General features: G+C 70.7%; 25 protein-coding genes. 10 read left to right on the top strand and 15 right to left on the bottom strand.

Features of this window, described 5'->3' with window-relative positions; all coding sequences use genetic code 11:
- Positions 1–153: 153 nt before the first annotated feature.
- Complete coding sequence (leuD, locus tag VM889_05170; protein ID HVL47925.1) at positions 154–645, top strand: 3-isopropylmalate dehydratase small subunit; 492 nt, start codon at positions 154–156, stop codon at positions 643–645.
- Positions 642–1637, top strand: a complete 996-nt coding sequence (locus tag VM889_05175) for an isocitrate/isopropylmalate dehydrogenase family protein (protein ID HVL47926.1) — start codon at positions 642–644, stop codon at positions 1635–1637. Before leuD ends, VM889_05175 begins: the two co-directional genes overlap by 4 nt.
- Here the strand turns inward: VM889_05175 and VM889_05180 are convergent, their stop codons facing one another.
- Together VM889_05180 and VM889_05185 are read right to left on the bottom strand one after the other, a co-directional pair.
- Positions 1638–3296: a hypothetical protein gene (locus VM889_05180; GenBank protein ID HVL47927.1), complete on the bottom strand. Its 1659-nt coding sequence runs from the start codon at positions 3294–3296 to the stop codon at positions 1638–1640.
- A 61-nt stretch (positions 3297–3357) separates the two neighbouring features.
- Positions 3358–3768, bottom strand: a complete 411-nt coding sequence (locus VM889_05185) for a MarR family transcriptional regulator (GenBank protein HVL47928.1) — start codon at positions 3766–3768, stop codon at positions 3358–3360.
- A 134-nt stretch (positions 3769–3902) separates the two neighbouring features.
- Between VM889_05185 and carA the strand changes: the two genes are divergently transcribed.
- Together carA and carB are read left to right on the top strand one after the other, a co-directional pair.
- Complete coding sequence (gene carA, locus VM889_05190; GenBank protein HVL47929.1) at positions 3903–5042, top strand: glutamine-hydrolyzing carbamoyl-phosphate synthase small subunit; 1140 nt, start codon at positions 3903–3905, stop codon at positions 5040–5042.
- A 247-nt stretch (positions 5043–5289) separates the two neighbouring features.
- Positions 5290–8604, top strand: a complete 3315-nt coding sequence (carB, locus tag VM889_05195; protein ID HVL47930.1) for a carbamoyl-phosphate synthase large subunit — start codon at positions 5290–5292, stop codon at positions 8602–8604.
- Here the strand turns inward: carB and VM889_05200 are convergent.
- The 6 genes from VM889_05200 to VM889_05225 form a co-directional block, all read right to left on the bottom strand.
- A complete protein-coding gene (locus VM889_05200; protein HVL47931.1) occupies positions 8594–8866 on the bottom strand; it encodes a GIY-YIG nuclease family protein in 273 nt (90 codons plus the stop codon). The genes carB and VM889_05200 overlap by 11 nt on opposite strands.
- Positions 8866–10038, bottom strand: a complete 1173-nt coding sequence (locus VM889_05205) for an MFS transporter (protein HVL47932.1) — start codon at positions 10036–10038, stop codon at positions 8866–8868. The genes VM889_05200 and VM889_05205 overlap by 1 nt, the downstream gene beginning before the upstream one ends.
- A 52-nt stretch (positions 10039–10090) precedes the next feature.
- The gene (locus tag VM889_05210) at positions 10091–10444 is read right to left on the bottom strand and encodes a hypothetical protein (GenBank protein HVL47933.1); all 354 of its coding nucleotides are present in this window, start codon (positions 10442–10444) and stop codon (positions 10091–10093) included.
- A 42-nt stretch (positions 10445–10486) separates the two neighbouring features.
- Positions 10487–10732 carry a hypothetical protein gene (locus VM889_05215; protein HVL47934.1) on the bottom strand — a complete coding sequence of 82 codons (246 nt, stop codon included), beginning with the start codon at positions 10730–10732 and terminating at the stop codon, positions 10487–10489.
- A 43-nt stretch (positions 10733–10775) separates the two neighbouring features.
- Positions 10776–11495 (bottom strand): peptidylprolyl isomerase, encoded by a 720-nt coding sequence (locus tag VM889_05220; GenBank protein ID HVL47935.1) that lies wholly within the window; start codon positions 11493–11495, stop codon positions 10776–10778.
- Positions 11496–11556: 61 nt separating this feature from the next.
- Positions 11557–12231, bottom strand: coding sequence for a hypothetical protein (locus VM889_05225; GenBank protein ID HVL47936.1), 675 nt, complete (start codon positions 12229–12231; stop codon positions 11557–11559).
- 72 nt (positions 12232–12303) lie between these two features.
- Between VM889_05225 and cyaB the strand changes: the two genes are divergently transcribed.
- Together cyaB and VM889_05235 are read left to right on the top strand one after the other, a co-directional pair.
- The gene (cyaB, locus tag VM889_05230; GenBank protein ID HVL47937.1) at positions 12304–12816 is read left to right on the top strand and encodes a class IV adenylate cyclase; all 513 of its coding nucleotides are present in this window, start codon (positions 12304–12306) and stop codon (positions 12814–12816) included.
- Between the two features lie 64 nt (positions 12817–12880).
- Positions 12881–14098 (top strand): HAMP domain-containing sensor histidine kinase, encoded by a 1218-nt coding sequence (locus tag VM889_05235; GenBank protein HVL47938.1) that lies wholly within the window; start codon positions 12881–12883, stop codon positions 14096–14098.
- On the opposite strand, the gene VM889_05240 is transcribed toward VM889_05235, so the two are convergent.
- A complete protein-coding gene (locus VM889_05240; GenBank protein ID HVL47939.1) occupies positions 14016–14675 on the bottom strand; it encodes a cobalamin-dependent protein in 660 nt (219 codons plus the stop codon). The two genes, VM889_05235 and VM889_05240, sit on opposite strands and share 83 nt — an antisense overlap.
- A gap of 79 nt (positions 14676–14754) precedes the next feature.
- Here VM889_05240 and VM889_05245 point away from each other — a divergent pair, with 79 nt between their 5' ends.
- Both VM889_05245 and VM889_05250 read left to right on the top strand, forming a co-directional pair.
- A complete protein-coding gene (locus VM889_05245) occupies positions 14755–15063 on the top strand; it encodes an antibiotic biosynthesis monooxygenase family protein (GenBank protein HVL47940.1) in 309 nt (102 codons plus the stop codon).
- 1 nt (position 15064) lies between these two features.
- The gene (locus VM889_05250) at positions 15065–15442 is read left to right on the top strand and encodes a hypothetical protein (protein HVL47941.1); all 378 of its coding nucleotides are present in this window, start codon (positions 15065–15067) and stop codon (positions 15440–15442) included.
- 12 nt (positions 15443–15454) lie between these two features.
- On the opposite strand, the gene VM889_05255 is transcribed toward VM889_05250, so the two are convergent.
- The gene (locus VM889_05255) at positions 15455–15682 is read right to left on the bottom strand and encodes a hypothetical protein (protein ID HVL47942.1); all 228 of its coding nucleotides are present in this window, start codon (positions 15680–15682) and stop codon (positions 15455–15457) included.
- Positions 15683–15737: 55 nt separating this feature from the next.
- Positions 15738–17129 (bottom strand): S8/S53 family peptidase, encoded by a 1392-nt coding sequence (locus VM889_05260; GenBank protein HVL47943.1) that lies wholly within the window; start codon positions 17127–17129, stop codon positions 15738–15740.
- A gap of 109 nt (positions 17130–17238) precedes the next feature.
- Between VM889_05260 and VM889_05265 the strand changes: the two genes are divergently transcribed.
- Positions 17239–17991: a phosphopantothenate/pantothenate synthetase gene (locus tag VM889_05265; GenBank protein ID HVL47944.1), complete on the top strand. Its 753-nt coding sequence runs from the start codon at positions 17239–17241 to the stop codon at positions 17989–17991.
- Positions 17992–18045: 54 nt separating this feature from the next.
- Positions 18046–19395 carry an aspartate--tRNA(Asn) ligase gene (aspS, locus tag VM889_05270; protein HVL47945.1) on the top strand — a complete coding sequence of 450 codons (1350 nt, stop codon included), beginning with the start codon at positions 18046–18048 and terminating at the stop codon, positions 19393–19395.
- A gap of 320 nt (positions 19396–19715) precedes the next feature.
- Here the strand turns inward: aspS and VM889_05275 are convergent, their stop codons facing one another.
- The 4 genes from VM889_05275 to VM889_05290 all read right to left on the bottom strand — a co-directional run bounded on the left by VM889_05275 (position 19716) and on the right by VM889_05290 (position 24850).
- Entirely contained in the window at positions 19716–21575 is a 1860-nt protein-coding gene (locus tag VM889_05275; protein HVL47946.1) for a type II secretion system F family protein, read from the bottom strand.
- Positions 21572–23566, bottom strand: coding sequence for a type II/IV secretion system ATPase subunit (locus VM889_05280; GenBank protein HVL47947.1), 1995 nt, complete (start codon positions 23564–23566; stop codon positions 21572–21574). The genes VM889_05275 and VM889_05280 overlap by 4 nt, the downstream gene beginning before the upstream one ends.
- Positions 23567–23620: 54 nt before the next feature.
- Entirely contained in the window at positions 23621–24040 is a 420-nt protein-coding gene (locus VM889_05285; GenBank protein HVL47948.1) for a type IV pilin, read from the bottom strand.
- 132 nt (positions 24041–24172) lie between these two features.
- Positions 24173–24850, bottom strand: coding sequence for a hypothetical protein (locus VM889_05290; protein HVL47949.1), 678 nt, complete (start codon positions 24848–24850; stop codon positions 24173–24175).
- Positions 24851–24871: the final 21 nt, after the last annotated feature.

Raw genomic sequence — 24871 nt, forward strand, 5'->3', positions numbered from 1 at the left:
GCGTAGACGCGCTGGGTTTCGAGGATCCCGGCCCCGGACCGGGACCGGGTGACGGGCCCGGGTCCGGGGGTCGGGTCCCGGTCCGGGGCCGGGATCCTCGAAACCCAGCGCGTCTACGCTAAGGGTTTTGAAGGGGGGCCCGGATCGGGCCGCATGCGCGGCCCGGTCTTGCGCCTCGGGAACGACCTCAACACCGACGTCATCATCCCCGCCCGCTTCATGCAGGACTGGGACCACCTCGGCGACCACGTCTTCGAAGGCGAATCCCCCGACCTCCCGAAGCGCGCGAAGGCCGCGGCCTTCGTCGTCGCCGGCAAGAACTTCGGCTGCGGGTCTTCGCGCGAGCAGGCCGTCATGGCCATCAAGCAGGCCGGGATCCGCTGCGTCATCGCGCCCACCTTCGCGCGCATCTTCTACCGCAACGCGATCAACCTCGCGCTCCCCGTGCTCGAAGCGGACGTCTCGGGCATCGAGGACCGCGACGAGATCGAGGTCGATCTCGCGACGGGCCGCATCACGAACCTCACGCGCGGCACCGTTGTCCAGGGCCGCGGCATCCCGGACGACGTGCGCGCGATCGTCGAGGACGGCGGCCTCATCGAGCACCTCAAGAAGAAGTTCGGCGCGAAGGGAGGCGGATCGTGAAGCGCGTCTGCGTCATCCCCGGCGACGGTATCGGGCCCGAGGTCGTCGCGGCCGCGCGGCGCGTCCTCGACGCCGTCGCGCCGCCCGTCGACTACACGGAGGCCGACGCGGGCCTCGCGTGCCGCAAGCGCACGGGCCATTACCTCCCGCAGGCGACCCTCGACGCGGCGCTCGGCGCCGACGCGGTCCTCTTCGGCGCGATCACCTCGCCGTTGGCCCACGAGGACCCCGACTACAAGAGCGTCATCCTGCGCTTGAGGCAGGCCCTCGACCTCTACGCGAACCTGCGCCCCGCGAAGGACTGGGGCCAGCCGTGCCTCGTCCCCGGTCTCGACCTCCTTCTCGTGCGCGAGAACTCCGAGGGCATGTACAACTGCCCCGAGGAGGAGGACGCGGAAGGCGTCACGACGTTCCGCCGCATCACGAAGCGCGGCTCCAGCCGCGTGACGTCCTTCGCGCTCGACCTCGCCGTCCGCGAGAAGCGCCGCGAGGTCACCGTCGTCCACAAGGCCAACGTGCTGCGGCTCTCCGACGGCCTGTTCCGCCGCGTCTTCTACGAGGAGGCCGCGAAGCGCGCCTCGATCAAGACGAGCGAGATGCTCGTCGACAACTGCGCGCTCCAGCTCGTGCGGGACCCGAAGCGCTTCGACGTCATCGTCACGATGAACCTCTACGGCGACGTCCTCTCGGACGAATGCGCGGGCCTCGTCGGCGGCCTCGGCTTTGCGCCGTCCGGGTCGTACGGGCCGAAGCACGCGCTCTTCGAGCCCGTGCACGGCTCCGCCCCCGACATCGCGGGCAAGGGCCTCGCGAACCCGACCGCGACGATCCTCAGCGCGGCCATGATGCTCCGGCACCTCGGCCTCGCGAGGGACGCGGCCCGCGTCGAGGACGCGGTCCGGGCGGCGCTCGCGGAGGGACGCACGCGCGATGCGGGCGGGACGCTCTCGACGGACGCGTTTGCGGACCTCGTCGCGGCGCGCGTGGCCTGATCACGCGAGGCGCTCGAAGCGGTCGCAGTCCTTGAGGGTCTCGCGGACTTCGACACCGGCGGCATCGACGTAGTGGATGAGCACCGGCTCGATGCAGACGGTGAAGCCGCCTTCGAGCGTGCCGGCTGGGAAGAACATCGTGTGGCTCGTGTACAGGCCCGGCGAGCGCGGGTCGAAGCCGAGGGCCACCTTCACGGGCGTGGTGCCGCCGTTCGGCGCCTGCTGCGATTCTCCCTCGCCGCGTCCGACGAACCGCACGCCGCCCGGGCCCCACGATTCGTCGGGGACGAGCGTCGCGAAGAGCTTCTCCTTCGAGGAGAGGCTCGGGTAGCGGGCGACGGTGCCGAAGAACTCGCCGCGAGCATTGTGGTAGTCGTCGGGCGAGGGTCGCGTGCCGCTCTCGTAAGCGTCGCCCGCTCTCGCGGTGCCGACGAACCCATCGCCGTCGATGTCCTTCCAGAGACCGAGGCGGAGTTCGAAGTGGAGGAGCGCGCCCGGGAGGACGGCCTGTCCTCCATCGACGCCGCGGCCGAGGCTCGAACCCGTGCCGCCGACGCGCAGGGTGTAGGCAGTCGCCTGAAACACGCTCGAGCCTTCCGCGTATCCGGAGCGCGGAAGAAGGTCGATCCAACCTGCGTAATTCGAGACGAAGTCGGCGTGCCGGCCGGCGGCCGTGGACATCGAGTCGGGCGCGTGTTCGACGGGGTAGGACGCGTAGAGCGCGGCGTACGCGGGGCCCGCCGTCGATTCAAGGCCGGTGCCGCCGAGCGGCGGCAGTTCGACCCGGTAGGCTCCGAGCGTCGGGCTCTGGTTCGGCGTCACGATGGGCCCGAGCGTTGCCGCATAGAGCGAGGCGACAGGGCCCGGTGCAACGGCCACGTAGCGGTCGACATCCACGCGCGAGTTCGTTCGCAGCGTGTACGGCGTCGCGCCGTCGGGGGCGAGGATGGCGGCCGAAACGGTGGTCATCGTGACCGGCGAGAGGAGCGAGCCTTCGAGGAAGAGCACGGGGCCGGGGGCGGGCTCCTGCTCGTGGTGCGGGTACGAGAAGACGCGGTCGACGAAGCGGATGTCGGGCGTGCCCTCGGCGGCGGCGCTCGCGCTCATGAAGCCGGGGTGGCTTCCGGGCTCGAGGTACGCAACGACGGGCTCGGGCGACCGGGCCCACTCGTGGTTCGGTCCCCGCGTGGGGTTGCTCGGCTGCTGCGGGTTCGCGGTCTCCTCAAGGTCGAGGACCCGGTTCCCGTTCAGGTCGTTCCAGAAGCCCGACCAGGCGAAGAATCGACTCGCGCCGGGAGGGATGAGATCCGGGAGGCCGAAGTTGCGCTCCGTGTTCGAGCCGTACCCGCCGAGGCCGACGGACGCGTGCCCGGTCGTGCCGTCCTGATAGAGGCCGACGAACGTCGTGTGCCAGGCCTCGAGGAGGCGGAAGCCCTCCACGACCCCTTCGTTGAAATCCGCGCCCGTGGCCTCGAGCGCGCACCGTTCGGTCGCGGCGCGGTCGATCGCCTCCCGTACGCAGTTCATCTGACCCGCAGCATCGAGCGCGGCGCGGTGCGGCTCGCCCGCCTCGTGCGCGAAGTCGAAGCTCGTGATCCGGGATGCGGCGGGGCCGGCCGCAAGGAGAAGGACGAAGGTGAAGACGAGAAGCGGACGCACGAGGGAGCCTCGCTTCGTCGGAGGCTTCCCAAATGAAGAAGGTTGCCCGATCCTGTCGGGGTCACGTCGCGCCTTCTGTGGGCGTCCGCGAGGGATCCGAAGCGGCGTCGGCGGCCCACGGGCGGCGCGGCGGGGTCCCGAGGCGCTGGAGGAACTTCGCGCTCCGCACGTGCCGCTCCTCGCCCGCGCGCCGCACCTCCTCGAGGATGCGCGCGAGGTCCTTCGCGAGGCGATACACGTTCATGGGGCGTCCCGCGCCGGGTCCCTTGACGCCGCCCACGGCGACCCAGCGGCGGCGCACGAGGCGCGCCATCGTCGCGCTCACGTGCGGCTGGCGGAGGCCGGTCGCGGCCACGATCTCGCGGGTCGACGCCGCGCCGTGCCGCGCGAGGAGCACGAGGAGCCGCGCGTCGCGCGGCGGGATCCCCACTTCCTCGAGATGGAACGCCGCGTGTTCGTCGATCTCCTCCATCGCCTGCGCCCTCCGCCCGCTCCGATTCATATGGGTGGCGGCGACGGCGCGGCGCATGCGGCCGAACGGGCGCGCAAGCCGTCCCGGGGCAACGCTTATTTCGGGGACCCATCATGCAGGGTGGGTCTACAGCGATGCGTGCCCGCCTCGTCCTCGAAGATGGAACCGTCGTCGAAGGCAGCGGTTTCGGCGCGCGCGCGACCGCCTACGGCGAGCTTGTCTTCAACACCGGGATGACCGGCTACCAGGAGGCGCTCACGGACCCGAGCTACTCGGGCCAGCTCCTCATGCTCACGTACCCGCTCGTGGGCAACTACGGCATCCTCCCCGACGCGAACGAGTCCGACGGCGTCAAGGCGTGGGGCTTCGTCGTGCGCGAGGCCGCGAAGCGCCCGAGCCACCGCGGCTCGACGATGACCGTGAGCCGCTTCCTCGAGGACGCGGGCGTGCCCGCGATCGAGGGCGTGGACACGCGCGCGCTCACGATCAAGGTGCGCGACCGCGGCACGCTCCTCGCGGCGATCACGACGGAGGACCGCTCGGCCGAGGAGCTTCTCGCCGAGCTCCGTCGCCGCCCGCACCCGGAGTCGACGAACCTCGTCGCGGGCGTGAGCACGAAGACCACGCGCAAGTACGATGGCCAGGGCGACAAGACGGTCGTCCTCATCGACACGGGCGTCAAGGACAACATCATCCGCAACCTCCAGAAGCGCTTCGGCACCGTCTACCGCGTGCCGTGGAACACGAGCGCTTCCGACGTCGAGGCGCTCCGCCCGGACGGCATCTTCCTCTCGCCGGGCCCCGGCGACCCGTCGCACCCGGAGATCGTGAAGTACACCGTTCCCACGCTCCGCGACCTCATGGAGAAGTATCCGACGCAGGGCATCTGCCTCGGCCACCAGCTCCTCGCCCTCGCGTACGGCCTTAAGACGTTCAAGCTCAAGTTCGGCCACCGCGGCGCGAACCAGCCGGTGAAGAACCTCGAGACGGGCCGCGTCTATATCACGAGCCAGAACCACGGCTTCGCGGTGGACCCGGCCTCGTGCCCCGAGGACGTCATCATCACGGAGGTGAACGCGAACGACGGCACCGTGGAAGGCCTGCGCCACCGCCGCCTCCCCGTGCTCTCGTCGCAGTACCACCCCGAGGCGTGCCCCGGCCCGCAGGACACGGAATTCCTCTTCGACCGCTACCGCCTGTGGCTCGACCGCGGCGGGCGCGAGGCGCCGAAGGAAGCCGCCGACGCGGGCTTCCGCGCCGTGAAGCACGTGTAGGGCCGCGCCGCGCCCGATGGATCCTCGCGCCCCACGCGGAGCGCCGCGTCGCGTCCGGACGCGCGCGTGTCGACAAACGGGGCGCGCGTGGGCGCGGGCGTCCGAATCGGGACAACCGCGTCCACCCCCGCGGGTTAACCTGAAATAGGGACCCCCGCTATGGACCTAAGGTCCCCATGGGTCGACGCCCCCGGACGCGGACGCTCTTCTCGCGACAATCCGCTTTCTCTTCCCGGGGTGAGTTCTGATGCCCAAGCGTACCGACATCCGGAAGATCCTCATCATCGGATCCGGCCCGATCGTCATCGGTCAGGCCGCCGAGTTCGACTTCTCCGGCTCGCAGGCTGCCCTCGCGCTGCGCGAGGAAGGCTACGAGACGGTCATCGTGAACTCGAACCCCGCGACGATCCAGACCGACACCGGGATGGCCGGGAAGGTCTACGTCGAGCCGCTCACGGTGGAAACGCTCGACCGCATCCTCGCGATCGAGAAGCCCGACGGGCTCCTTGCGGGCATGGGTGGCCAGACGGCGCTCAACCTCGCCTCGGAGCTCGCCGAAAAGGGCATCCTCGCGAAGCACGGCTGCGAGCTTCTCGGCACGACGCTCGAGAGCATCCAGAAGAGCGAGGACCGCGACCTCTTCAAGAAAGCGATGGAATCCATCGGCGAGCAGTGCCCCATCGCCGAGGTCGCGACCACCTACGCCGACGCGAAGCGCATCGTGGCGGAGCGGCTCGGCGGCCGCTATCCCGTCCTCGTGCGCCCCGCTTACACGCTCGGCGGCACGGGCGGCGGCATCGCGTGGAACGAGGAGGAGCTCCGCGAGATCGTGGGCCGCGGCCTCATCTACTCGCGCATCAAACAGGTCCTCATCGAGGAGAGCGTGCTCGGCTGGAAGGAGTTCGAGTACGAGGTGATGCGAGACGGCGTCGACAATTGCATCATCATCTGCAACATGGAGAACATCGACGCGATGGGCGTCCACACCGGCGAGAGCATGGTCGTGGCCCCCGCGCAGACGCTCTCCGACGCCGATCACCAGCGCATGCGGACGAGCGCGATCAAGATCATCCGCGCGCTCAAGATCGCGGGCGGCTGCAACGTGCAGTTCGCCTTCAACCACGCGACGGGCGACGTCCGCGTGATCGAGGTCAACCCGCGCGTCTCGCGCTCCTCGGCCCTCGCGTCGAAGGCGACGGGCTACCCGATCGCCCGCGTCGCCGCGAAGATCGCCGTCGGCATGACGCTCGACGAGATCCCGAACTCGGTCACGCGCACGACGCCCGCCTCCTTCGAGCCGGCGCTCGATTACATCATCACGAAGATCCCCCGCTGGCCGTTCGACAAGTTCCGGAACGTCGACCGCCGCGTCGGCACGCAGATGAAGTCGACGGGCGAGGTCATGGCGATCGGCCGCACCTTCGAAGAGTCGTTCCTCAAGGCGATCCGCAGCCTCGAGACGGACCGCTGGGGCCTCGAGCTTCCGCGGCCCCCCGGCGAGGCGACGGAGTGGACCGACGCGATGATCGAGCAGGAGCTCAGGTTCCCGACCGACCGCCGCATGTTCCTCGCGGCCGAGGCGTTCCGCCGCGGCTGGACGCTCGAGCGGGTGTGCGAGGTCGGCGCCTACGACCCCTGGTTCCTCGGCAAGATCCAGCACCTCGTCGCCTTCGAGGGATTGTGGATCGGCGCGAAGGACAAGCTCGCAAGCGTCCTCTCCGAGGCCGCGCGCGGGAAGGTCCCGCCGAACGCGGACCTCGCGACGCTCCTCGGCCGCGCGAAGTCGCTCGGCTTCGCGGACGGGTGGCTCGGCGAAGTCTGGGGCCTCACGGAGGACGAGGTCGGCCGCGCCCGCGCGACCCTCGGCATCCGCCCCCAGTTCAAGATGGTGGACACGTGCGCCGCCGAGTTCGCGGCCGCGACCCCCTATCTCTATTCCACGTACGAGCCCTCGCAGGGCCTCGTCGAGGCGCCCGCGACGGACCGCCGGAAGGTCGTCATCGTCGGCGGCGGCCCGATCCGCATCGGCCAGGGCATCGAGTTCGACTACTGCGTCGTGCACGCGGTGCAGGAACTCCGGAGCCGCGGCTTCGAGGTCATCGTCGTGAACAACAATCCTGAGACGGTGTCCACGGACGCGCAGACCTCGGACAAGCTCTACTTCGAGCCCCTGAACCTCGAGGACGTCATGGAGATCCTCGAGCGCGAGAACCCCGACGGCATCATCCTGCAGCTTGGCGGACAGACGTCCGTGAACCTCGCGGTCCCCGTCGGCAAGGCGCTCGCCGAGCGCCCGCACCTCAAGACGCAGGTCTTCGGCACCTCGCCCGACAGCATGGACCTCGCGGAGGACCGCCGCCGCTTCGCGGCGCTCATGGACCAGCTCAAGATCCCGCAGCCGAAGTCCGGCACCGGTCACTCCTTCGAGGAGGTGCGCGACATCGCGGCCCAGATCGGTTACCCGGTGCTCGTGCGCCCGAGCTACGTGCTCGGCGGCCGCGCGATGGAGATCGTGTACGACGAGGCCGACCTCGCGGACTACATGCGCGAGGCCGTCCGCGTTTCGAAGAAGCACCCGATCCTCGTCGACAAATATCTCTCGAACGCGATCGAGATCGACATCGACTGCGTCGTCGACGCGGACGGCGACGTCCTCATCGGCGGCATCCAGGAGCACGTCGAGGAGGCGGGCGTCCACTCGGGCGACGCGACCTCGATCCTGCCCCCGATGAGCGTTCCCAAGGACATCCAGGAGACGCTCCGCCTCTATGCGAAGCGCATCGCGCGCGCCCTCAAGGTCGTGGGCCTCGTGAACTTCCAGTTCGCGATCAAGGACAAGGAGGTCTACATCCTCGAGGCGAACCCGCGCGCCTCGCGCACGGTCCCGTACGTCTCGAAGGCGATCGGCCTCCCGATGGCGAAGATCGCGGCCCGCGTGATCACGGGCGAGAAGCTCAAGGACATCGGCGCGAAGGAGCCAGCCCTCTCGCACGTCGCGGTGAAGGCGCCCGTCTTCCCCTTCCTCAAGCTCCCGGGCGTCGACGCGATCCTCGGCCCCGAGATGAAGTCGACGGGCGAGGTCATGGGCATCGACACGGACCTCGACCGCGCCTTCTTCAAGGCCATGGAGGCCGCGGGCGTCCGCCTCCCGCGCGAAGGCGCCGTGTACCTCTCGATCAAGGACGAGGACAAGTCGAAGGTCCTCCCGCTCGCGCACCGACTCGTCGAGGCGGGCTTCCGCATCTACGCGACGCGCGGCACGGCGCAGTACCTGCGCGAGTTCGGCGTTCCGTGCGAGACCGCGTGGCGCATCGCGGAGAAGAAGAGCCCGGACGCGATCGATCTCATGCGCAAGGGCGAGATCAAGCTCATCGTGAACACGCCCACCGCGAGCCGCGGCGCGAAGCGCGACGGCTACATGATGCGGCGCCTCGCGGTCGAGCTCGACATCCCGTTCGTGACGACGCTCGCCGCGGCCTCCGCGGCCGTCTCCGCGATCGAGGCCGTGAAGCGCGGCCCCGTCGGCATCCGCGACCTCGCGGGCTACCACCTCAAGGCGTGAGGCGCGCAAGCGCGAGCTTCGAACGGCGCGGGAGGCGCTTCACGGCGGCCTCGCGCGCGAGGGCTGCGCCGCGCGTCGCGTGCGGCTCGGTCCAGACCACCTCGAACGGCCCGCGCCCCCGCGTGTACCGCGCGCCCTTGCCGGCCGCGTGCGCCGCGACGCGCTTCTCGACGTCCGTCGCGACGCCGCAGTAGAGCGTGCCGTCGCGGCAGCGCAGGAGGTAGACCGTCCACACGACCCCGCAAGGCGCGGCTTCCTCCATCAACCCGGCGCAGGCGCGCCGCCGGCCGCGGCGGGCAGCCGCGCGACGGCGGCCCACGTGCCGCCCGCGAGGATGATGGCCGAAGCGACGAAGACGGCGCCTCCGAAGACCGGCATCAAGAGCCCTCCGGCAAGCGCCCCGCCGGCCCACGCGAGATGCCACGAGGCGGCGGCGGCGCCGATCGCGCCCGCCCGCTCCGTCTCGGCGCCGCTGTCGGCGACGAGCGCGTTCATGGCGGGACCCGCGATGGCCGCGAGGAAGTGGCGCGCGACGAGGAGGACGGCGGCCTCGGCGAGGCCGCCCGCGAGCCCGAAAAGGGCGACCGAGACGGCGGTCGCGGCGTTTGACGCGACGAGCACCGCGCGCGGCGAGGCGATGCGGGCGAGGCGTCCCGCGACGACGCTTCCGGGGGCGCTCGCGGCGGTCGCGACCCCGAGAACGAGGCCCCAGACCGCGGCCGATGCGCCGTGGCCGTCGAGGAGGTGCGGGCCGGACCAGGCGCCGATCGCGCCCATCGGGAAACCGACGGCCGCGAAGAGGAGCGCATGCGGGGCGGATCCCGCAAGCGGTCCGCGGCGCGCGCTGCCCGTGAGGCGGGCGGTCGGAAGGAGGCACGTGAGGAGAGCCGCCGCGAGCGCGGCCGCGGCGAGCGCGCCCGCGACGATCCGCACGCCCGCGACGGGATCGGTCGCGGTCCCGACGAGGCCGGCCGCGCCGAACGGGGCAAGCGCGCATGCGGCGATGGCGAGCGCGCCGGTCGCGCCGTACGCGGCGGGGAGGCGGTTCTTCTCGCCGCGCGCGATCACGACGTCGGCGACGTAGCTCATGAACGCGACGTGGAAGGCTCCCACGCCCGCGCCGCCGAGGACGGTGGCCGCGAGGATCGCGCCGTGGGACGGGGCGAGGGCGAGAAGCGCAAGCCCGAGAAAGACCGCGAGATGGCCCGCCCGCATGACGGGCCGGCGCGCCGTGCGGTCGGCGAGGCGCCCCGCGGGGACCGAGACGACCGCGGAGGCGAGCGCGGTGAGGACGAAGGCGGCGCCGTCGAGGTCCGATCCGCCGACGGCCCGCGTGGCGGCGGGCACGAGGAAGAACAGGAGCGTCGATTGGGCCGCAAGTCCGAGGACGTATGCCGCGGTCGCGGTCACGAGGACGTTCGACGGCCTCCGCATGGAGGCGGTGGCTGTCGCGTCCCGACTTCAAGCTTCCCGGGACGGCGCGTCGTCAGAGCGCCTTCTGCAGAAGGGCGCCGATCTCCTTCTCGAGGATCTGGGCGAACTCGCGGCCGAGCTCGTCCCGCAGGTGCTGCGGCATGAGCTGGACACCGAGCTTCGCGGAGGCCTTCGCGAACTTGAGGCTCGCGTACGTCTCGTGGACCTTCGCCTCGAAGTAGAGGCGGACGGCCTCCTTGAGCTCCTCCTTGATCTCGGGGTTGCGCTCGAGCTCCTCGCGCATCTTGCGCTTGACCTCGTCGCGCAGGAGGTCCTTCAGGGCCTCCGTCATGAGGGCTTCGCCGCCCACGAGGTCCATGAGGCCGCCGCCCTTGAGGACCTGGGAGACCATGCTGTCGTCGGCCATCGCGCGGACGAGGGCGAACCCCCGGCTTGAAGCTATCGGGGGTCAGTAGCCGTTCGCTTCCTTGAGGCGCGCGGGAAGCGTCTCGTTCGCCTGCCGCCCGAGGTGCGCGACGGCCGACACGAGGTGGAGCCGGATCGCCGGCGGGATCCTCATCGACTCGAGGTCCCGTTCGACCGCCGCGAGACCTTCGCGGGGTCGCGGATCGTCGATCGATTCGATCGTCGCGCGGATGCGGTCGCGCGCGAAAGCTTCGCTCACGCGGTCGGTGTGAAGGCCATGGCCGGGCATGCCCCGCCTTCGGCGCGGCCCGCGCGAGAAGCTTGCGGCCCGATCACGCGGAGGGCGCCGCCGGCTCGGCGGTCTCGGCCTTCGGCTCCTCGGTCGTGTACTCCTCCACGAAGCGGATCGTCTTCGCGCCGGCGTGGGCGCGGAGGTCCGCGACGAGCCGGTACTTCGCGACGAACCAGCGCGAGTCGTACTTGCAGGCGTCCGGGAGCTTGATCGTGAAGAGATCGCCCTTCGCCTCGACCTCGAAGCCGTCGGCCTTGCCCTGGCCGTAGTTCAGCTCCACGAGCGTCTTGACCTTGGCCGCGGGGTCGGCGACGACCTCCTTGATGGTGAACTTGTAGCGCAGCGTCTTGCCGGCAAGAGGCGGGTTGAAGTCGACGCGGACGCGGCCGGGCGTCACGCTCGTGACGGTGCCGACGCGGTTCTCGTGCTGGATTCGCTGGCCGGGGCGGGGATCCATGTCGCGCTTCTGGAACTCGCGCAGCGAGAAGGTTTCGACCTTGTTCGCGTCGCGCTCGCCGAACGCGTCGGCGGGCCCGATCGTGACGTCCTGCTCCTCGCCGACCTTCGCGGCGAGAAGGGCCTTGTCGAAGCCGGGGATGACGCGGCCGACGCCCGCGACGAGCGGGAGGGGCTCGTAGACCGTCTCCTCGTGGTAGGCGTTCTGGGCCTTCGCGACGTCCTTCTTCGTGGTGTCGAAGAGCTCGCCGTCGGCCGTCCACGCCTCGTACTCCACTCGGATGATGCTGCCCTTGTCGACCATCGGAAAACCACCGCTCCGGATGTCGCGGCAAAGGGGCAACCCGTTAAAAAGGTGTCGGGCTTCAGGCGCACGTCACGGCGTAGACGAGGCCGTTGCCCGTGCCGTCGAGGGCGCCCGAGGGGTCGGCCACGATCTCCCGCCAGGTGGTCGCGTCGCGGTTCGCGGGCAGCTCGACGCCCCCCACGGCGTCCACGTCGCTCACCTGCGCGAGCGCGACCGCGAGGACGCTCGTGCCGGTCTGCCGGCAGTGCCACACCTCGCCGAGGATCTTCACCTCGGCCTTGGACGTCGTGAAGACGCCGCCTCCGCCGCGCACGACGCCGTCGTACGTGAAGAACGTGCTCGTCGCGCCCGAGGCGAGCGCGCGGCGACCCTCCCGGCTCTGCGCGCCGACGGCGATGCCCGCGGCCGCCGCGCCTTCGAGGACCTGCGTCCGCACCTGGTCCTTGATCGACTCGTCCGAGGGCGTGAGGAGGCCCTTGAGGGTGAGGAGGAGGATCTGGCCCGGGTAGCCGCGCGGCGAGCGGCCTTCGTCCACGTAGACGAGCGACTGGCGCGCGGCGAGGCCGAAGGCCTCGGATCTCGGCGCGTCGTCCGAGCGCCCCGTGTCGAGCCTCCAGCCGTTTCCGCCGAGGAGATTCTGCGGCACCTTCGCGGGCGTGAGCGAAACGCACCCGGCAAGCGGGGCGGCAAGGAGGACGAGAAGCAAGCCGACCGCGAGGGTCCGGGGGGCCACGCCCCGGAAGCGCGCTGTCCCTTCAAGAGACCTCCGGAAAGGCTCAAGCGACGCCGTGCGCTCGGCGTCGCAATGATCGAGCTCGAGCTCAAGGCTCCGGCCGGACCCGCCACCCTCGAGCGGCTGCTCGCCCACGGCGATCCCGAGGAGCGGCGCGAGCGCGACACCTATCACGCGCACCCGGCGCGCGACTTCCGCGCGACGGACGAGGCGCTCCGCGTGCGCGAGCGCGCCGATGGGAGGATCGAAGTCACGTACAAGGGTCCCAAGCTCGACCCCCGCACGAAATCGCGGCGCGAGATCACCCTCGCGGTCGACGACCTCGACGCGACCCTTGCCCTTCTCGAATCGCTCGGGTTCGAGCGAGCCTTCGTGATCGCGAAGCGGCGACGCGTCTGGCGCATCGAGGGCTTCGAGGTGAGCTACGACGAGGTCGAGGGGCTCGAGCCGTTCGTGGAGATCGAGAAGGCCGGCGCGACCGAGGCGGACGTCGCGGCTTTCGCGTCCTTGGCGCCGGCGCTCGCGGACCGGCTCGGCATCGGCGCGAGCGTCCGGGCGAGCTACGCGGAGCTTCTCGGGCACTGAGTCTCCCAAGCGCGACCGCCGCGGGAAGCCAGATTTTTGCTCCATTCCCGCGAAAAGGGATGGCATGGCGGAAGGATCAGCGAGATCGGACGAGGCCGCTTGGCTGGCGGTCGTCGCCGACGCCGATCTGACGGGGCTCGAGCCTCTGGCGTCGCGCCTGCTGCAATCCATCCTTGCCGAAGTCGACGCGCGAACGGGCGCGGTGTGGATCGACGAGGGCGAGGGGTTCGCCCACGTCGCGGGCGACGAGACGGCGGGAGCATTGCTCGACCTCACGGAGGCGCATGCGCCCGCGCAGGCGGCGGCCTCGGGCCGCACGACGATCCACCCGGCCGGGGCCGCCTCGGAACTTGCCGTGCCCTTGATTTCGGAGGGGGCGGTTTTCGGCGTCATCTGCGTCCGGTTCGAAAGCCCTCCCGAACCCGCTCTCAAAGCCCGCGTTGAATTCATCGCCGGCGTCGCGGCCGGTCCGCTGAGTCGCGCGCGCCTCGCGAAACGCCTGAAGCTCGCGTTCGCGCGCCTCGAACGGGCCCACGCGGACGAGCGACGCGCAAGGCGCGAAATGGAGGATTTCGCGCTCTGGGTGACGCACGACATCCGGGAGCCGCTCCGCAGCCTCCGGACCCTCGCCGAGATCCTGAGGCGCGAGTTCGAGCCCAGTCCCGAGGCCGTCTCGATCGTCGAGCGAATCGCGACGCTTTCGGATCGCGTGCGGGCCCGCGTCCTCCGGCTCTCGACCCTGTCCGAGGCCTCCCGCGCGGGATCGCTCGAAACCATCGAGGAGGTCGCGCCGATCGTCGCCCGCGCCATCGACGAGGCGCGGGAGCGTCATCCCGACCGGCATGTCCCGATCGAGGTGGACATCGCCACCCCGCGGGGTCTGCGCGCCTCGCCCGACGCCCTCCGGCTCGCCGTCACGGAGCTTGTCGCGAACGCTGTCGAACACGCGGATGGGGAGCGGCCGGTCGTCTCCATCCGCAGCGAATCCTCGACGGTCGGCTGGAGCCTCGCGGTGACCGACAACGGCCCCGGCATTCCCGGAGAACTTGTTAGGCCGGCCGACGCGGCCATGTCGCGCGGCCTTCAAGGCGTCGACGCTCAAGCGGCAGGTCTCGGTCTCGCGATCGTGCGCCGCGTCGCCGAGCGTCACGAAGGCGCTTTGACGATCACGAACGCTCGGGGACGCACGACCGCGACGCTCACGATCCCCGTTCGGGGGCAAGCGACGGACCGAGGCGCTCCTCGATCGCTTCGAGCGCCGCATTCAGATCCGATTCGATGACGTCCGCCCCGAGCGTCCTCGCCACCTCGGGATAAGCCACAATGCCCCGTCCCCCCACGGCCACCACGGCGTCCGGGGCGACCTCGCGCAGGCGTTCGATGGCGTGCCGGGCCTGTCGGAGGTTCGGGAGCGTCGCGGCGCTGAGAAGGACCACGTTCGCCTTCGACTGCGCCACGTATCTCGCGAGTTCGCGGGTCGGGACATTGGCCCCAAGGAAGGTCACGCGCCAGCCGTAGTCGATGGCGGCGTCCGCGGCCATGCGCGCCGCGAGCGCATGAAGCTCGCCTTCGACGCAAGCGACGACGGCCCTCACGCGGGATTGGCCCCCGATGGACCTGCGCGTCGCGGCCGCGTGCGCCAATGCCTCCGCGACGAGATTCGATGCCCGGTGCTCGTCAGCGACACCGATCGCGTTCGAGGCCCACCGCTCGCCGATCTCGCGCTGGATCGGCGCCACCGTCTCCTCGAAGAACGTCGCGCGATCGCCGTGCCGGGTCAGCGCGTCGCGCAGGGCCTCGACCGCCTCCTCCGGATCCCCCTCGAGGAGCAGGTCGGCCCATTCACCGACCGTCCGCATCGGATACCATGCGGTCGCCAACGAGCATGGAGGTTGCGGAAACCGTTATGCACCGGTGAAGGAGCGTTTCCGCGTGCTCATGGTCGCCTCGACGCTTCGCGTCGCTCCCTCGGAGGGGGCCCGACTTGAGGAGAAGTTGAGGTCGCGACTGGGGCGCGTCGACGCGCACGACGGCTTCTTGAGGCTCAGGCTTCTGCGCCGCAAAGGCGCCGCGGGCGAGTATTTGTTCGTCACCGAATGGCGGGACCTCGCGTCGTTCGCCGCCTATCTGAAAAGCGACGACTTCGCGGCTTCGCAGGACCGCATCCCGGACGATCTCGCTCAGGCGATCTCGACCGAGCCGCCGGCTCTGTTCGAGGACGTTCTCGACAGCAAGAGGGGAGACTGACGTGGATGGCCCGGAGGCCGCACGGCGGCTCATCGATTCGCAAAGCGCCCTCGGCGACCGGGCGGTCGCTTGGCTTGCGCTGCGGCGTCCGTTCCCCGACGGGGCGGCGGGGGAGCGTGTCCGAGCGTTCTGTCTGGAAGACACGCTCCTGCACGTCGAAACCCTCGCCGCCGCCGTCGAGTTCGGCGAGCCAGGCCTTTTTGCGCGATATGCGCGATGGTGCCGCGAGGTGCTCGCCGCGCGAGGCATCGCCGCCGAAGACCTCGCGCTCAACCTCGAGGCCCTCGGCCACGCGCACGCCGAGATCGAGGAGAACGAGGAGGCTCGACGGCTCGCGTCGGAAGCGCTCGAAGCCGCCCGGCGCGAGCTCGAAGCGTGATCATGGCGGGAGTCAGACCGCCGCGAGCGCTTCCGAGAGCCACTTGCGCGTCTCGTCCGTCGCGGGAAGCGTCACGAACTTCGTCCAGCGCTTCGACCCGTCCTCCTGGATGAAGCCGCGGCTCACGATGAGGAACTCCGTCGCCTCGCCCTTCTCGGTCACGCGCTTGCGCGCGACCTCGAGGTAGGCGTTCTTCCCGAAGCGGTGCGTCTTCTCGGCGAGCTGCTCGTAGCTTGTCATGCGCGGAGGACGACGCGCGGCGATGCCTTCTCGGTTCTCCGGAAATCGCGTCGATTCAAGGAAGGCCCGAGGGCAGCGCGCGCTCGCGGGAGCCGTTCCCGTCCTTGTCCCAGGCGCCCCATCGCGCGTCGCGGATGAACGCGTCGTCCATGAAGAACGACCGCGCCTCGGGCTTCGCCGGGTGAGGCGCGTGGCCGAGGAGGATGGCGACCGCGTCGGCGACCGTCTCGCGACCGACCCACCCCCACCCCTCGCCGAGGGGACGCGCCGCGGCGGCCATCATGGGGAAGCTCAGCGGGCTGAAGGTGAGCGAGCCGTGGTTCGTCGCGCGCGCGGCGAGGAAGACGGTTTCCGCGAGCTCCGCGCGGGAGAGGAGGCCATCCTCGAGAGCGGGGCTGCCGGGGACGGGCGCGCCGCTCGCCGCGACGCGGAGCGGCCCCACCTTGCGGGGACCCGGGCGCGCGTCGTCGAGCGCGTCGCGGGCCGCGCCGAGCGTCGCGCCGAAGACGCCGGCGGCGATGGGCGTCGCGGCAGACGTGCCGCTGTGCGTCGCCGCGTTCGTCTTGTGGAACGGATCCGCGCCGGGGACGCCGACGCCCTGCGCAAGAAGGTGCACCGGGCGGCCCGTGCCGAGGACGGGGACGCGAACGTTCTCGGCCGGCCGGTTGAACGCGCCGACGGTGACGACCCAGCCGGGGCCCGTCTTCTCGGAGAACCACGTGGATTCGGGCACGACGTACCCGTTCTCGACGCCGTTGCCCGCGGCGAAGAGGACGGTGCCGCCGCGCTCGGCGAAGGCCCGCGTCACCTCCGGCGTGCCTTCTCCGATCTCGGTCGGAAGGTTCCCGACGGAGCCCCACGAATTGGAGATGACGTCGATCCAGGGCTGCGAGGCGGCCCAAGCGAGGCCGCTGAAGCCCTCGACGACGACGAGGAGGCATCGGGGGCACGAGCCGAACTGGTTGCCCACGCCGACGCTCGCGCTGAGCGTGCCGTGACCGTCGTCGTCGAGCACGTGCGTCGCGTCGGCCTCCGCGTTCAGGGGGGCCGCGTTGTCCGCGTCGTACACGCCGATGATCTTCGTCCCGGGGATCCACCGAAGCGACTTCATGGGAATCGCGTCGAAGACGGCCTTGTCGGCGGCCTTCGCGGCCGCATAGCTCGGCGCGCCGAGCGACAGGTCGAGCCGCGCGACGCCGCCGGGGTAGCCGGGAAGCCACGTCGCGGGGTCCTTCGTGAAGCCGCCCGAGGCCTCGAGCACGGCGAGGTCCGGGTACGTGGCCGCCGAGAAGTCGGCGTGGTACGGGTTGATGCCGGTATCGACCACGGCGACGACGACGAAGGCGGGCGCTTCGCTCGCCCCGGCCGTGGGCGCGAGCGTCGCAAGGGGCGCAAGGAGCGCGGCGACGAGAACGAGCGCGGTAAGCCTCGCGGTCTCCGGCAACACGTCCGATCGTCCGACCCGGCCCCCTTGAAGGATCGTCCGTCCCCGCCCGTGGTGACACGGCGTCACCGCCCCGGAAACGCTTTAGGCGCGGGACCGGCCTCGCCCCCGCGTGACCGACATCCCGCCCGACCACCCCCGCTACGCGAGCCTCGTCCTGCGCGAGCGCGTCGTCGCGGGCGTCGCCCAGGGGCTCGTCGCGCCCCAAGGCCTCATCGCGCACGGCCGCGGCGAAGCCTTCGACTACCTTCTGGGCGAGCGGACGACGCCGCCCGCGGATCTTGCCGCGCGCGCGGCGGCCGCGCGCCTCCTCGCGGCACGCGATCCCGTCCTGTCCGTGAACGGCAACACCGCGGTCCTTGTCCCGGGAGCGCTCGCCGACCTCCAGCGCGCCCTCGGCTGCAAGGTCGAGGTGAACCTCTTCCACCGCACCGAGGCGCGCGTCGAGAAGCTCGTCGCCCACCTCGAAACGGCGGGCTGCCGCGACGTGCTCGGTCGCGGCGCCACGCCCACCATCCCGGGCCTCACGAGCGAGCGCGCGAAGAGCACGCGCGAGGGGATCGCGGGCGCGGACTGCGTCCTTGTCCCGCTCGAGGACGGCGACCGCGCGCAAGCCCTGCGGGCGATGGGGAAGACCGTCCTCACGATCGACATCAACCCGCTCTCGCGCACCGCGCGCAGCGCGAGCGTGAACGTCGCGGACAACGTGGTGCGGGCGCTCCCGAACGTGACCCGCCACGTCGAGGTCTGGCGGAAGGCGGGCGAAGCGGCATGGCGGAAGGCCGCGTCGGAACCGTGGGACGGCGAAGCCAACATGCGGGCCGTGCTCGCGGTCATCGCTGAGCGGGCCCGCACCGAGGCGTGACGCCGCGCCCCGTGGGACGGGTCCTTTAAATCGGGGGAGACGTTTGCACGCGCCATGGCCGTGAACCTCCAGGCGCGCAAATACGCGACCGCCATCGGTCCCGCCGAGCACAACCAGACCGTCGTCGTCGCGGGCTGGGTGCAGGAGGTCCGCGACATGGGCGGCATCGCGTTCGTCATCCTCCGCGACCGCTCGGGCACGCTCCAGATCGTCCTCCCGAAGAAGAAGCTCGATCCCGCGCTCGTGGCGCGCTTCGTCGAGGTCCCGCGCGAAAGCGTCATCGCGGTCTCGGGCGCGGTCAAGCCGTCCGAGAAGGCGAGGAACGGCTACGAGATCCTCCCCGACGCGCTCGACGTCCTCTCGAAGGCCGAAACGCCGCTCCCGCTCGGCGTCGTCGACAAGGTGGACGCGGAGCTCGAGACGCGCCTCGACAACCGCTTCATGGACCTCCGCAAGCCCGAGATCCAGGCGATCTTCAAGGTCCGCTCGACGCTCGTGAAGGCGGGCATCGACTCGTTCACGCGCCAGGGTTTCCTGCAGGTCCACACGCCGCGCATCATCGGGGCGTCGAGCGAGGGCGGCACGGACCTCTTCGCGGTCAAGTACTTCGAGAAGGGCGCCTACCTCTCGCAGTCGCCGCAGCTCTACAAGCAGATGCTCATGGCGACCGGCATCGACCGGCAGTTCGAGGTCGCGACCTACTTCCGCGCCGAGAAGCACAACTCGTACCGCCACCTGAACGAGGTCACGGCCTTCGACGTCGAGATGGCGTTCGTCACGAGCGAGGAGGACGTGATGCGGGTCCTCGAGACGGCCGTGCGCGACATGTGGCAGGCCGTCCACGACCAGTCCGGACCCGAGCTCGCGCTCCTCGGCAAGGCCGTGAAGGTCCCCGACCTTCCGTTCCCGCGCCTCACCTACGACGAGGCGCTCGCGCTCGTGAACGGCACGAAGCGCTGGACGAACGACAAGGGCGAAAGCGCGGAGATCCCGTGGGGCGAGGACCTGAACGCGGCGGCCGAGAAGATCCTCGGCGAGATCATGGCCGAGCGCGGGCACGAGTTCTACTTCATCACGAAGTATCCCGAGCAGATCCGCCCCTTCTACACCTTCGTCGAGGACACGACGCCCATCTCGCGCAGCTTCGACCTCGAGCACGCGGGCCTCGAGGTCACGTCCGGCGCGCAGCGCCAGCACGACGTCGCGAAGCTCGAAGCGCGCATCCGCCACAAGGGTCTCGAGCCCTCGGACTTCGCCGACTACCTCAAGCCCTTCCGCTACGGCATGCCCCCGCACGGCGGCTTCGGCCTCGGCATCGACCGGCTCACGATGGAGGTCCTCGGCCTCGACAACGTGCGCGAGGCCGTGCTCTTCCCGCGAGACCGCACGCGGTTGGCGCCTTAGGGGCAGATATCCGGCGTCTTTCCCTCGCAACGGGCCTCGCAGCCCATGCGACGGTGTGCTGAGACGGAGGCTTTCCGCCCCCTTCCTCCGGACGCCTCCCGTGGACCGGGGGGTTGCCGCCTTCTGCGCCTCCGACCCGAACCCGCGGACCTTCTCGAACGGTGAGCGGGCTTCGCGTCGCCCGCTCGCGTGAGCGGCGCGGGGACGCGCGTGGCGGCCGCTCGCGTCGCTTGAACCCGCGAGCCCGGGCGCGCGCACCCGTCCCGGACCCGAATCCCGGTCCCGATGCCCTCGTCCGTCGAGGTCGCGCGCTGAAGCGGCTAGAGGATCCCCGCGGTGAAGACCGCCCACGCGACGAGGGTGAGGACGACGGCGTGCTTCAGTCCCGAGAGCATCGAGTTCTCGCCGAGCTTGCCGGCCACGACGCCGCTTGCGGCAGCCTGGACGACGGCGGCGTGGAAGAAGAGGAGCCTCGACTGGACGGGGTCGGCCTGCGCGCCGAAGCCCAGCCGGCCGCCGCCGGAGGCGGCAAGCGCGGTGAAGCTGTCGGCGCCGTGGAAGAGGTCGGCGACGATGTAGACCACGTAGAGGAACACCGCGAAGACCACGTACACCACCATCACGTAGCTCGCCATCGCGTGACGCTTGCGGTCGCGCAGCTTCGCCATGCGCGCCACGTCCGCCTGCGCGACGTCGATCACCTTCTTGAGGTTCCCTGTCGCGCGCGAGGCCCGCTCGAAGAGCATGGCGATCTTCGACACGTCGGGCGTCCGGATGCGGGCGCGCATGCGCCGCAGCGCGCCGCGGAAGTTGCCGGTCCATGCGACGTCCCGCGTGAGCCGGCGGAATTCCGCCGCAAGCGGCCCCGTCGTCGTGCGGCCCACGATGCCGATGGACCGGAGGACGCCGACGCCCCGCTCGTTGAAGCTCGAAAGCTTTCCGAGCGCCTCCGGAAGGGCGCCTTCGTAGGCGCGGAGGCGGCGCGCGCGGATCTCGTGCATGACGGAGACGGGGGCCACGGCGACGACGAGCGTGGCGACGATCGCGTGGGAGGCGCGCGTCCACCAGCCGGCGGACCCTGGCCCGGGAGGCGGGAGCGTCATGTGGAGGAGGAGGCCCGCGACGAGCGCGACGGGAATCGAGACCGCGAGCGCGAGGGCGGGATTTTCGAGCGTCGCCTCGCCGTAGCGACGCAGCTTCGCGCGCGCGAACGCCGCGACCTCAGCGAAACCCCTGCCCGCCCCGGTCGCGGTCGGGTCGTCCTCCTCGATTTCGCGCCCGCGCTCGCGCGCGCGGGCCGGGGCCTGACGGGGCCCGACCTCGAAGCCGACGTCCTCGAGCGCACCGACGCGCGGCGCGGGGACGGCGAGCGGGTCCGGCGGAAGCGCCATCTCCACCACGAGGAGGAAGAGGACGGTGCCGATCGGGACCATGAGATAGACGATGAGGGGGAGGACCGAGGCGGCGCCGGCGCCGAAGGCCGCGAACACGCTGATGATGACGATGAGCAGGAGCGGCAGCACGAGGAGCGCGCTGACGTAGGCCTCGGCGAGGAGGGCCGCGTTGTCGATCGCCTTCTCCATCGTCGTTTCGCTTCGCGCGAGCGCGGACTCGGCCTGGTTGCGGAAGTACTCCTGCACGTCCGAGCCCGATCCGAGGACCGCCACGAGGCCCTCGAAAAAGCGCGTGAGCGGCTCCGCCGGCGATTCGAGGGCCCGGGTCGCGACGGCCGCGTGGAGATCGGCGCCCGCAAGGTCGATGTCTCGGACGAGCGCCTCAAACTCGCGCGCGGTTTCCGGATACGCGTCCCGTTCCGCCGAGATCGCGCGGAACACGTCCTCGATCGGCGTGCCCCCGCGCGCGAGCGCGTAGGCGAGCGTCACGACGCTCGGAAACTCGATCTCGATGCGCCGCGCGCGCGAGGCCGCCCGGGCCTTCGGGGCGAGCTCGAAGATGGCGCGCGCGGCGTAGGCGGCAAGCGCGCCCGCGGCGACGACGCCGATCGCAGCAGAAAAGGGGCCCCACCGGAAGACGAATGCGAGGGCGGCCGCCGCGAGCGCCGCGCCCGCGGCGGACGCCATCGTCGCGCGCTTCGCGAAGGCGGCGTACCGCTCTGGAAGGAGGCCGAACCGCGCCTTCCGGAGATCGATCTCGGAAGCGCCGAACGTGACCGTCTTCAAGGCTTGTCCTCCGAAACGCCCGTGTGCCTAAGCTTGAGGATCCTGGGCTGGCGCGGCTTCTTTTCGAGCGGTCGCTCGGCGTAGAAGGCGCGCACGGCCTTCGCGACGTCGCCGTAGTGGCGCGCGTTCTTCTCGACGAGCCTGTCGAGGACAGCCTTCCGGTCGACGATTTCCTGGGCGAGCCTGTCGCGCGTCCATCCGCGCCGGTCGCGGACCTCGTTCAGGATGGACGATGACGGTCCTTCCACGAACGCGTCGCTTCCCGCGTGCCAGCGGAAGATCTCGCTCATGCGGAGGTTGCGCGTCGCCGGGTCGATGCCGGTCACCTCCGTGAGGGAGAGGAGGCGCCGGACGCGTCGGCCGCGGACGTCCACCTGCCCCTGGAGGAGGAAGAAGTTGAGCGCGGTGACCATGACGCGAGGAACGCCCATGGGCGCGTTCTCCAGCCTGTAGACGGCATTCTCGACGCCGCCCGCGTGCATCGTGCTGAAGCACGTGTGGCCGGTGCTCATCGCCTGGAAGAGCGTGAGCCCTTCGGCGCCGCGGATCTCGCCGACGAGGATGTACTCGGGACGCTGCCGGAGCGCGGCTCTCAGGAGATCGTACATCGAGACGGTCCCTTCCTCGCGGCCCGTGAACGACTCGCGCGTCACCGCGGAGAGCCAGTTCTCGTGGTGGAGCGTGATCTCCTTCGTGTCCTCTATCGAGACGACCTTGGCCGCGGGGGGGATGAACTGGCTCAGGCAGTTGAGGGTCGTCGTCTTGCCGGAGGCGGTCGCGCCCATGACGACCATGCTGCACTTCGATTCGACCGCGAGCCAGAGGAACGCCAGCGTCTCCGAGGTGTGCGTCCCCGAACGGATGAGGTCGACGGCGGTGAGCGGGTCCTCCTTGAACTTGCGGATCGTGAACGTCGAGCCGTGGCTCGTCACCTCCTGGCCGAGGCTCGCCTGCACGCGGGACCCCCCCGGGAGCGTGGCGTCCACGAGCGGCTGCGCGACGGAGATCATCTTGCCGCCGCGCTGGGCGAGCTTGATCGTGTAGCCGTCGAGCTCGAGCTCGTCGAAGCGGACGTTCGAGCGGAGGTTCTGGTACCGCGAATGGACGACGTAGAGCGGGAAGCCGGGTCCGTTGCAGCTGATGTCCTCGATGTGCGGATCGCGCATGAGGGGCTCGAGCCGCCCGAAACCCACGTAGTTGCGGAGCATGTAGTAGCCGAGCTTGTAGGCGGTCCGTCGCGCAAGCGCGAGACGGCGCGCGGCGACGAGGCCGAGGAAGCGCCGGGACACCTCGACGAGCGGGTCTTCGGTCTCCCCGTCGGGCTCGGCGAGCACGAGGACGTCCCGCATGCGGGCCGAAAGGTCGGCGAAGAGGGTCGCCTCGTATCGGCTGAGCGGGGGCTCGGCGACGCGGTACTCGTAGACGTTCTCCGACGTACGGACGATGGCCGCGTGGTTGAAGGGGGACTCGATCCAGTACTCGTCCTCGAGATTGCTCCCTTCCTCAACGTCGGGAGGCACGAGGAAGGCGCCGTCCTTCGCGACGTCGTAGCGTTCGCCTTCCCATGCCTGGTCGAGCGCCTCGACGATGCGACGGCGCGACACGAACGAGCCGGTTTCGAAAGGATTTTCGACGCGCGCCGGCGCGACGGCGGCGAACGTCGCCGAGACGAGGTCGGGATCGACGGGCCTGAACCGCGCGTAATCGACGACGTTCTGCCATGCCAGCGCCGGCCTCGCGGTCTCGGCGCGCATGAGCCGGAGGTAGAGCTCGCCATCGCGGGTCGCTTCGTCGTTCCTCGGCTTGAGCAGCCTGAACCGGAGCCGCGCCCCCTCGGGCCAATCGACACCCGCCCGGCGCATCCAGGGCAGCCGGGTTTCGGCCGGCAGGCGCGACCAGTGCGCTTCGGGGTCCTTGACGACCGCGGCGGGGTCGAAGGGGACGTTCGCATTTTCCAGCTCGTGGATCAATTCGGAAACACGGATGATCATGAGATCCCACCTCCCACGCCCGCCCGGGCGGCTTCGCCCGGGCGGAGCTTGCCCTCACTCGCCGAGATTCACGGTCTGGTCGAGGACCGTCGCGCCCGACACGCTCACCGTCACCGGCCAGCCGCCCGCGCCGGGCGCCGCGGTGATGAAGTCGCCGGCCGACCACGTGGCCGACGGCGTTCCCACCCACGAAACGCCGGGAGCCACGATGCGGACCTTTCCGACGTCCAGGTTCGGCCCGGAGACGTAGATGAGCTTCATCGTGTCCGTGACGCCGTCGTCATCGGTGTCGATCGCCTGCACCTTGAACGCGGCGTTCGTGGGGGCGCCGACGCCGTCCCCGCCGAAGCCGTTCACCACCGTGTAGACGGTCGCCGCGAGCATCACGGTGACCGCCACCATGAGGATCGCGCCGATGACGGCGGAGATGCCTTCGTTGTCGCGTCGGAGTTCGGGACCGAGCAGTCGCTTCATGAGAACCTACCTGGGGCCTTGCCCCACGATCCGGGGCTTTCGCGCGCCCAAGAGAATTGTGCGACGAATGCCGGACCTTGAGCGCGCGTCCTGACGGCGCACGCATGTGGCCGGGAGCGCTGCGTGCGCGCCTCATGGGAGGCGCGGGATGGTCTCGATCCAGGCCGCGACCGCGAGCGTCCCCGTCGCGAGCAGGAACGGAAGCGCGAGTCGCCGGGCGCTCGGCGCGAGCGACTCCCCGAGCGCGCCGCCCGGTTCGTGCCGACGCGCTTCGGCATGCCCCGCGAACGCGAGCGCAAGGACAGCCTGGGCCTCGAGCGCGAGGAGCGGGCCGGTGAGCGGAAGCGCGAGAAGCCTCGGATCGGTCGCGACGCGCGCGACGCCCGCCCCGACCGCGACGACGGAGGCGGCAAGGAGGAGCGACGGGATGAGGCGGCGCGCGCGGGCGTCCCGTTCGAGCCGCATCGCGAAGAACGCGAGGCCCGGCACGAGCGCGGCGATGCCGAGGTTGTGGAGGAACACGTGCGCCGCGAAGTAGGCGGGCCCGTGACGATCGGTGTGGGCGAGCAGGAGACCGAAGGGCGGCCGACCCGTGAGCGCGGGGATGGCGACGTCCACCACGCTCGTCGCGAGGCCGACGGTCGCAAGGACGAAAAGGAGGACGTGGAACGCGAGGGCCGCGCGGGCTCGGGGAAACGCGAGGCTCGAGGCGCCTTCGCCGTTCGACGCGCGGGCGGGCGGCCCTTGCGTTCCGGCCGGCGGGGTGGCCCCTTCCATGGATCGCGTTCCCGGCGCGCCGCGCGCGGCCACGCCGCTTGCTCCAACGTGACG

This window comes from Candidatus Thermoplasmatota archaeon (genome assembly GCA_035540375.1).
Lineage (GTDB): Archaea > Thermoplasmatota > SW-10-69-26 > JACQPN01 > JAJPHT01 > DATLGO01.

Bases quoted from the DNA above. Each gene is read 5' to 3' on its own strand.
- leuD (HVL47925.1), top strand. From the start codon at position 154: ATGCGCGGCCCGGTCTTGCGCCTCGGGAACGACCTCAACACCGACGTC.
- VM889_05185 (HVL47928.1), bottom strand. From the start codon at position 3,768: ATGGAGGAGATCGACGAACACGCGGCGTTCCATCTCGAGGAAGTGGGG.
- carA (HVL47929.1), top strand. From the start codon at position 3,903: ATGCGTGCCCGCCTCGTCCTCGAAGATGGAACCGTCGTCGAAGGCAGC.
- carB (HVL47930.1), top strand. From the start codon at position 5,290: ATGCCCAAGCGTACCGACATCCGGAAGATCCTCATCATCGGATCCGGC.
- VM889_05200 (HVL47931.1), bottom strand. From the start codon at position 8,866: ATGGAGGAAGCCGCGCCTTGCGGGGTCGTGTGGACGGTCTACCTCCTG.
- VM889_05205 (HVL47932.1), bottom strand. From the start codon at position 10,038: ATGCGGAGGCCGTCGAACGTCCTCGTGACCGCGACCGCGGCATACGTC.
- VM889_05210 (HVL47933.1), bottom strand. From the start codon at position 10,444: ATGGCCGACGACAGCATGGTCTCCCAGGTCCTCAAGGGCGGCGGCCTC.
- VM889_05215 (HVL47934.1), bottom strand. From the start codon at position 10,732: ATGCCCGGCCATGGCCTTCACACCGACCGCGTGAGCGAAGCTTTCGCG.
- VM889_05220 (HVL47935.1), bottom strand. From the start codon at position 11,495: ATGGTCGACAAGGGCAGCATCATCCGAGTGGAGTACGAGGCGTGGACG.
- cyaB (HVL47937.1), top strand. From the start codon at position 12,304: ATGATCGAGCTCGAGCTCAAGGCTCCGGCCGGACCCGCCACCCTCGAG.
- VM889_05235 (HVL47938.1), top strand. From the start codon at position 12,881: ATGGCGGAAGGATCAGCGAGATCGGACGAGGCCGCTTGGCTGGCGGTC.
- VM889_05240 (HVL47939.1), bottom strand. From the start codon at position 14,675: ATGCGGACGGTCGGTGAATGGGCCGACCTGCTCCTCGAGGGGGATCCG.
- VM889_05245 (HVL47940.1), top strand. From the start codon at position 14,755: ATGGTCGCCTCGACGCTTCGCGTCGCTCCCTCGGAGGGGGCCCGACTT.
- VM889_05255 (HVL47942.1), bottom strand. From the start codon at position 15,682: ATGACAAGCTACGAGCAGCTCGCCGAGAAGACGCACCGCTTCGGGAAG.
- aspS (HVL47945.1), top strand. From the start codon at position 18,046: ATGGCCGTGAACCTCCAGGCGCGCAAATACGCGACCGCCATCGGTCCC.
- VM889_05280 (HVL47947.1), bottom strand. From the start codon at position 23,566: ATGATCATCCGTGTTTCCGAATTGATCCACGAGCTGGAAAATGCGAAC.
- VM889_05285 (HVL47948.1), bottom strand. From the start codon at position 24,040: ATGAAGCGACTGCTCGGTCCCGAACTCCGACGCGACAACGAAGGCATC.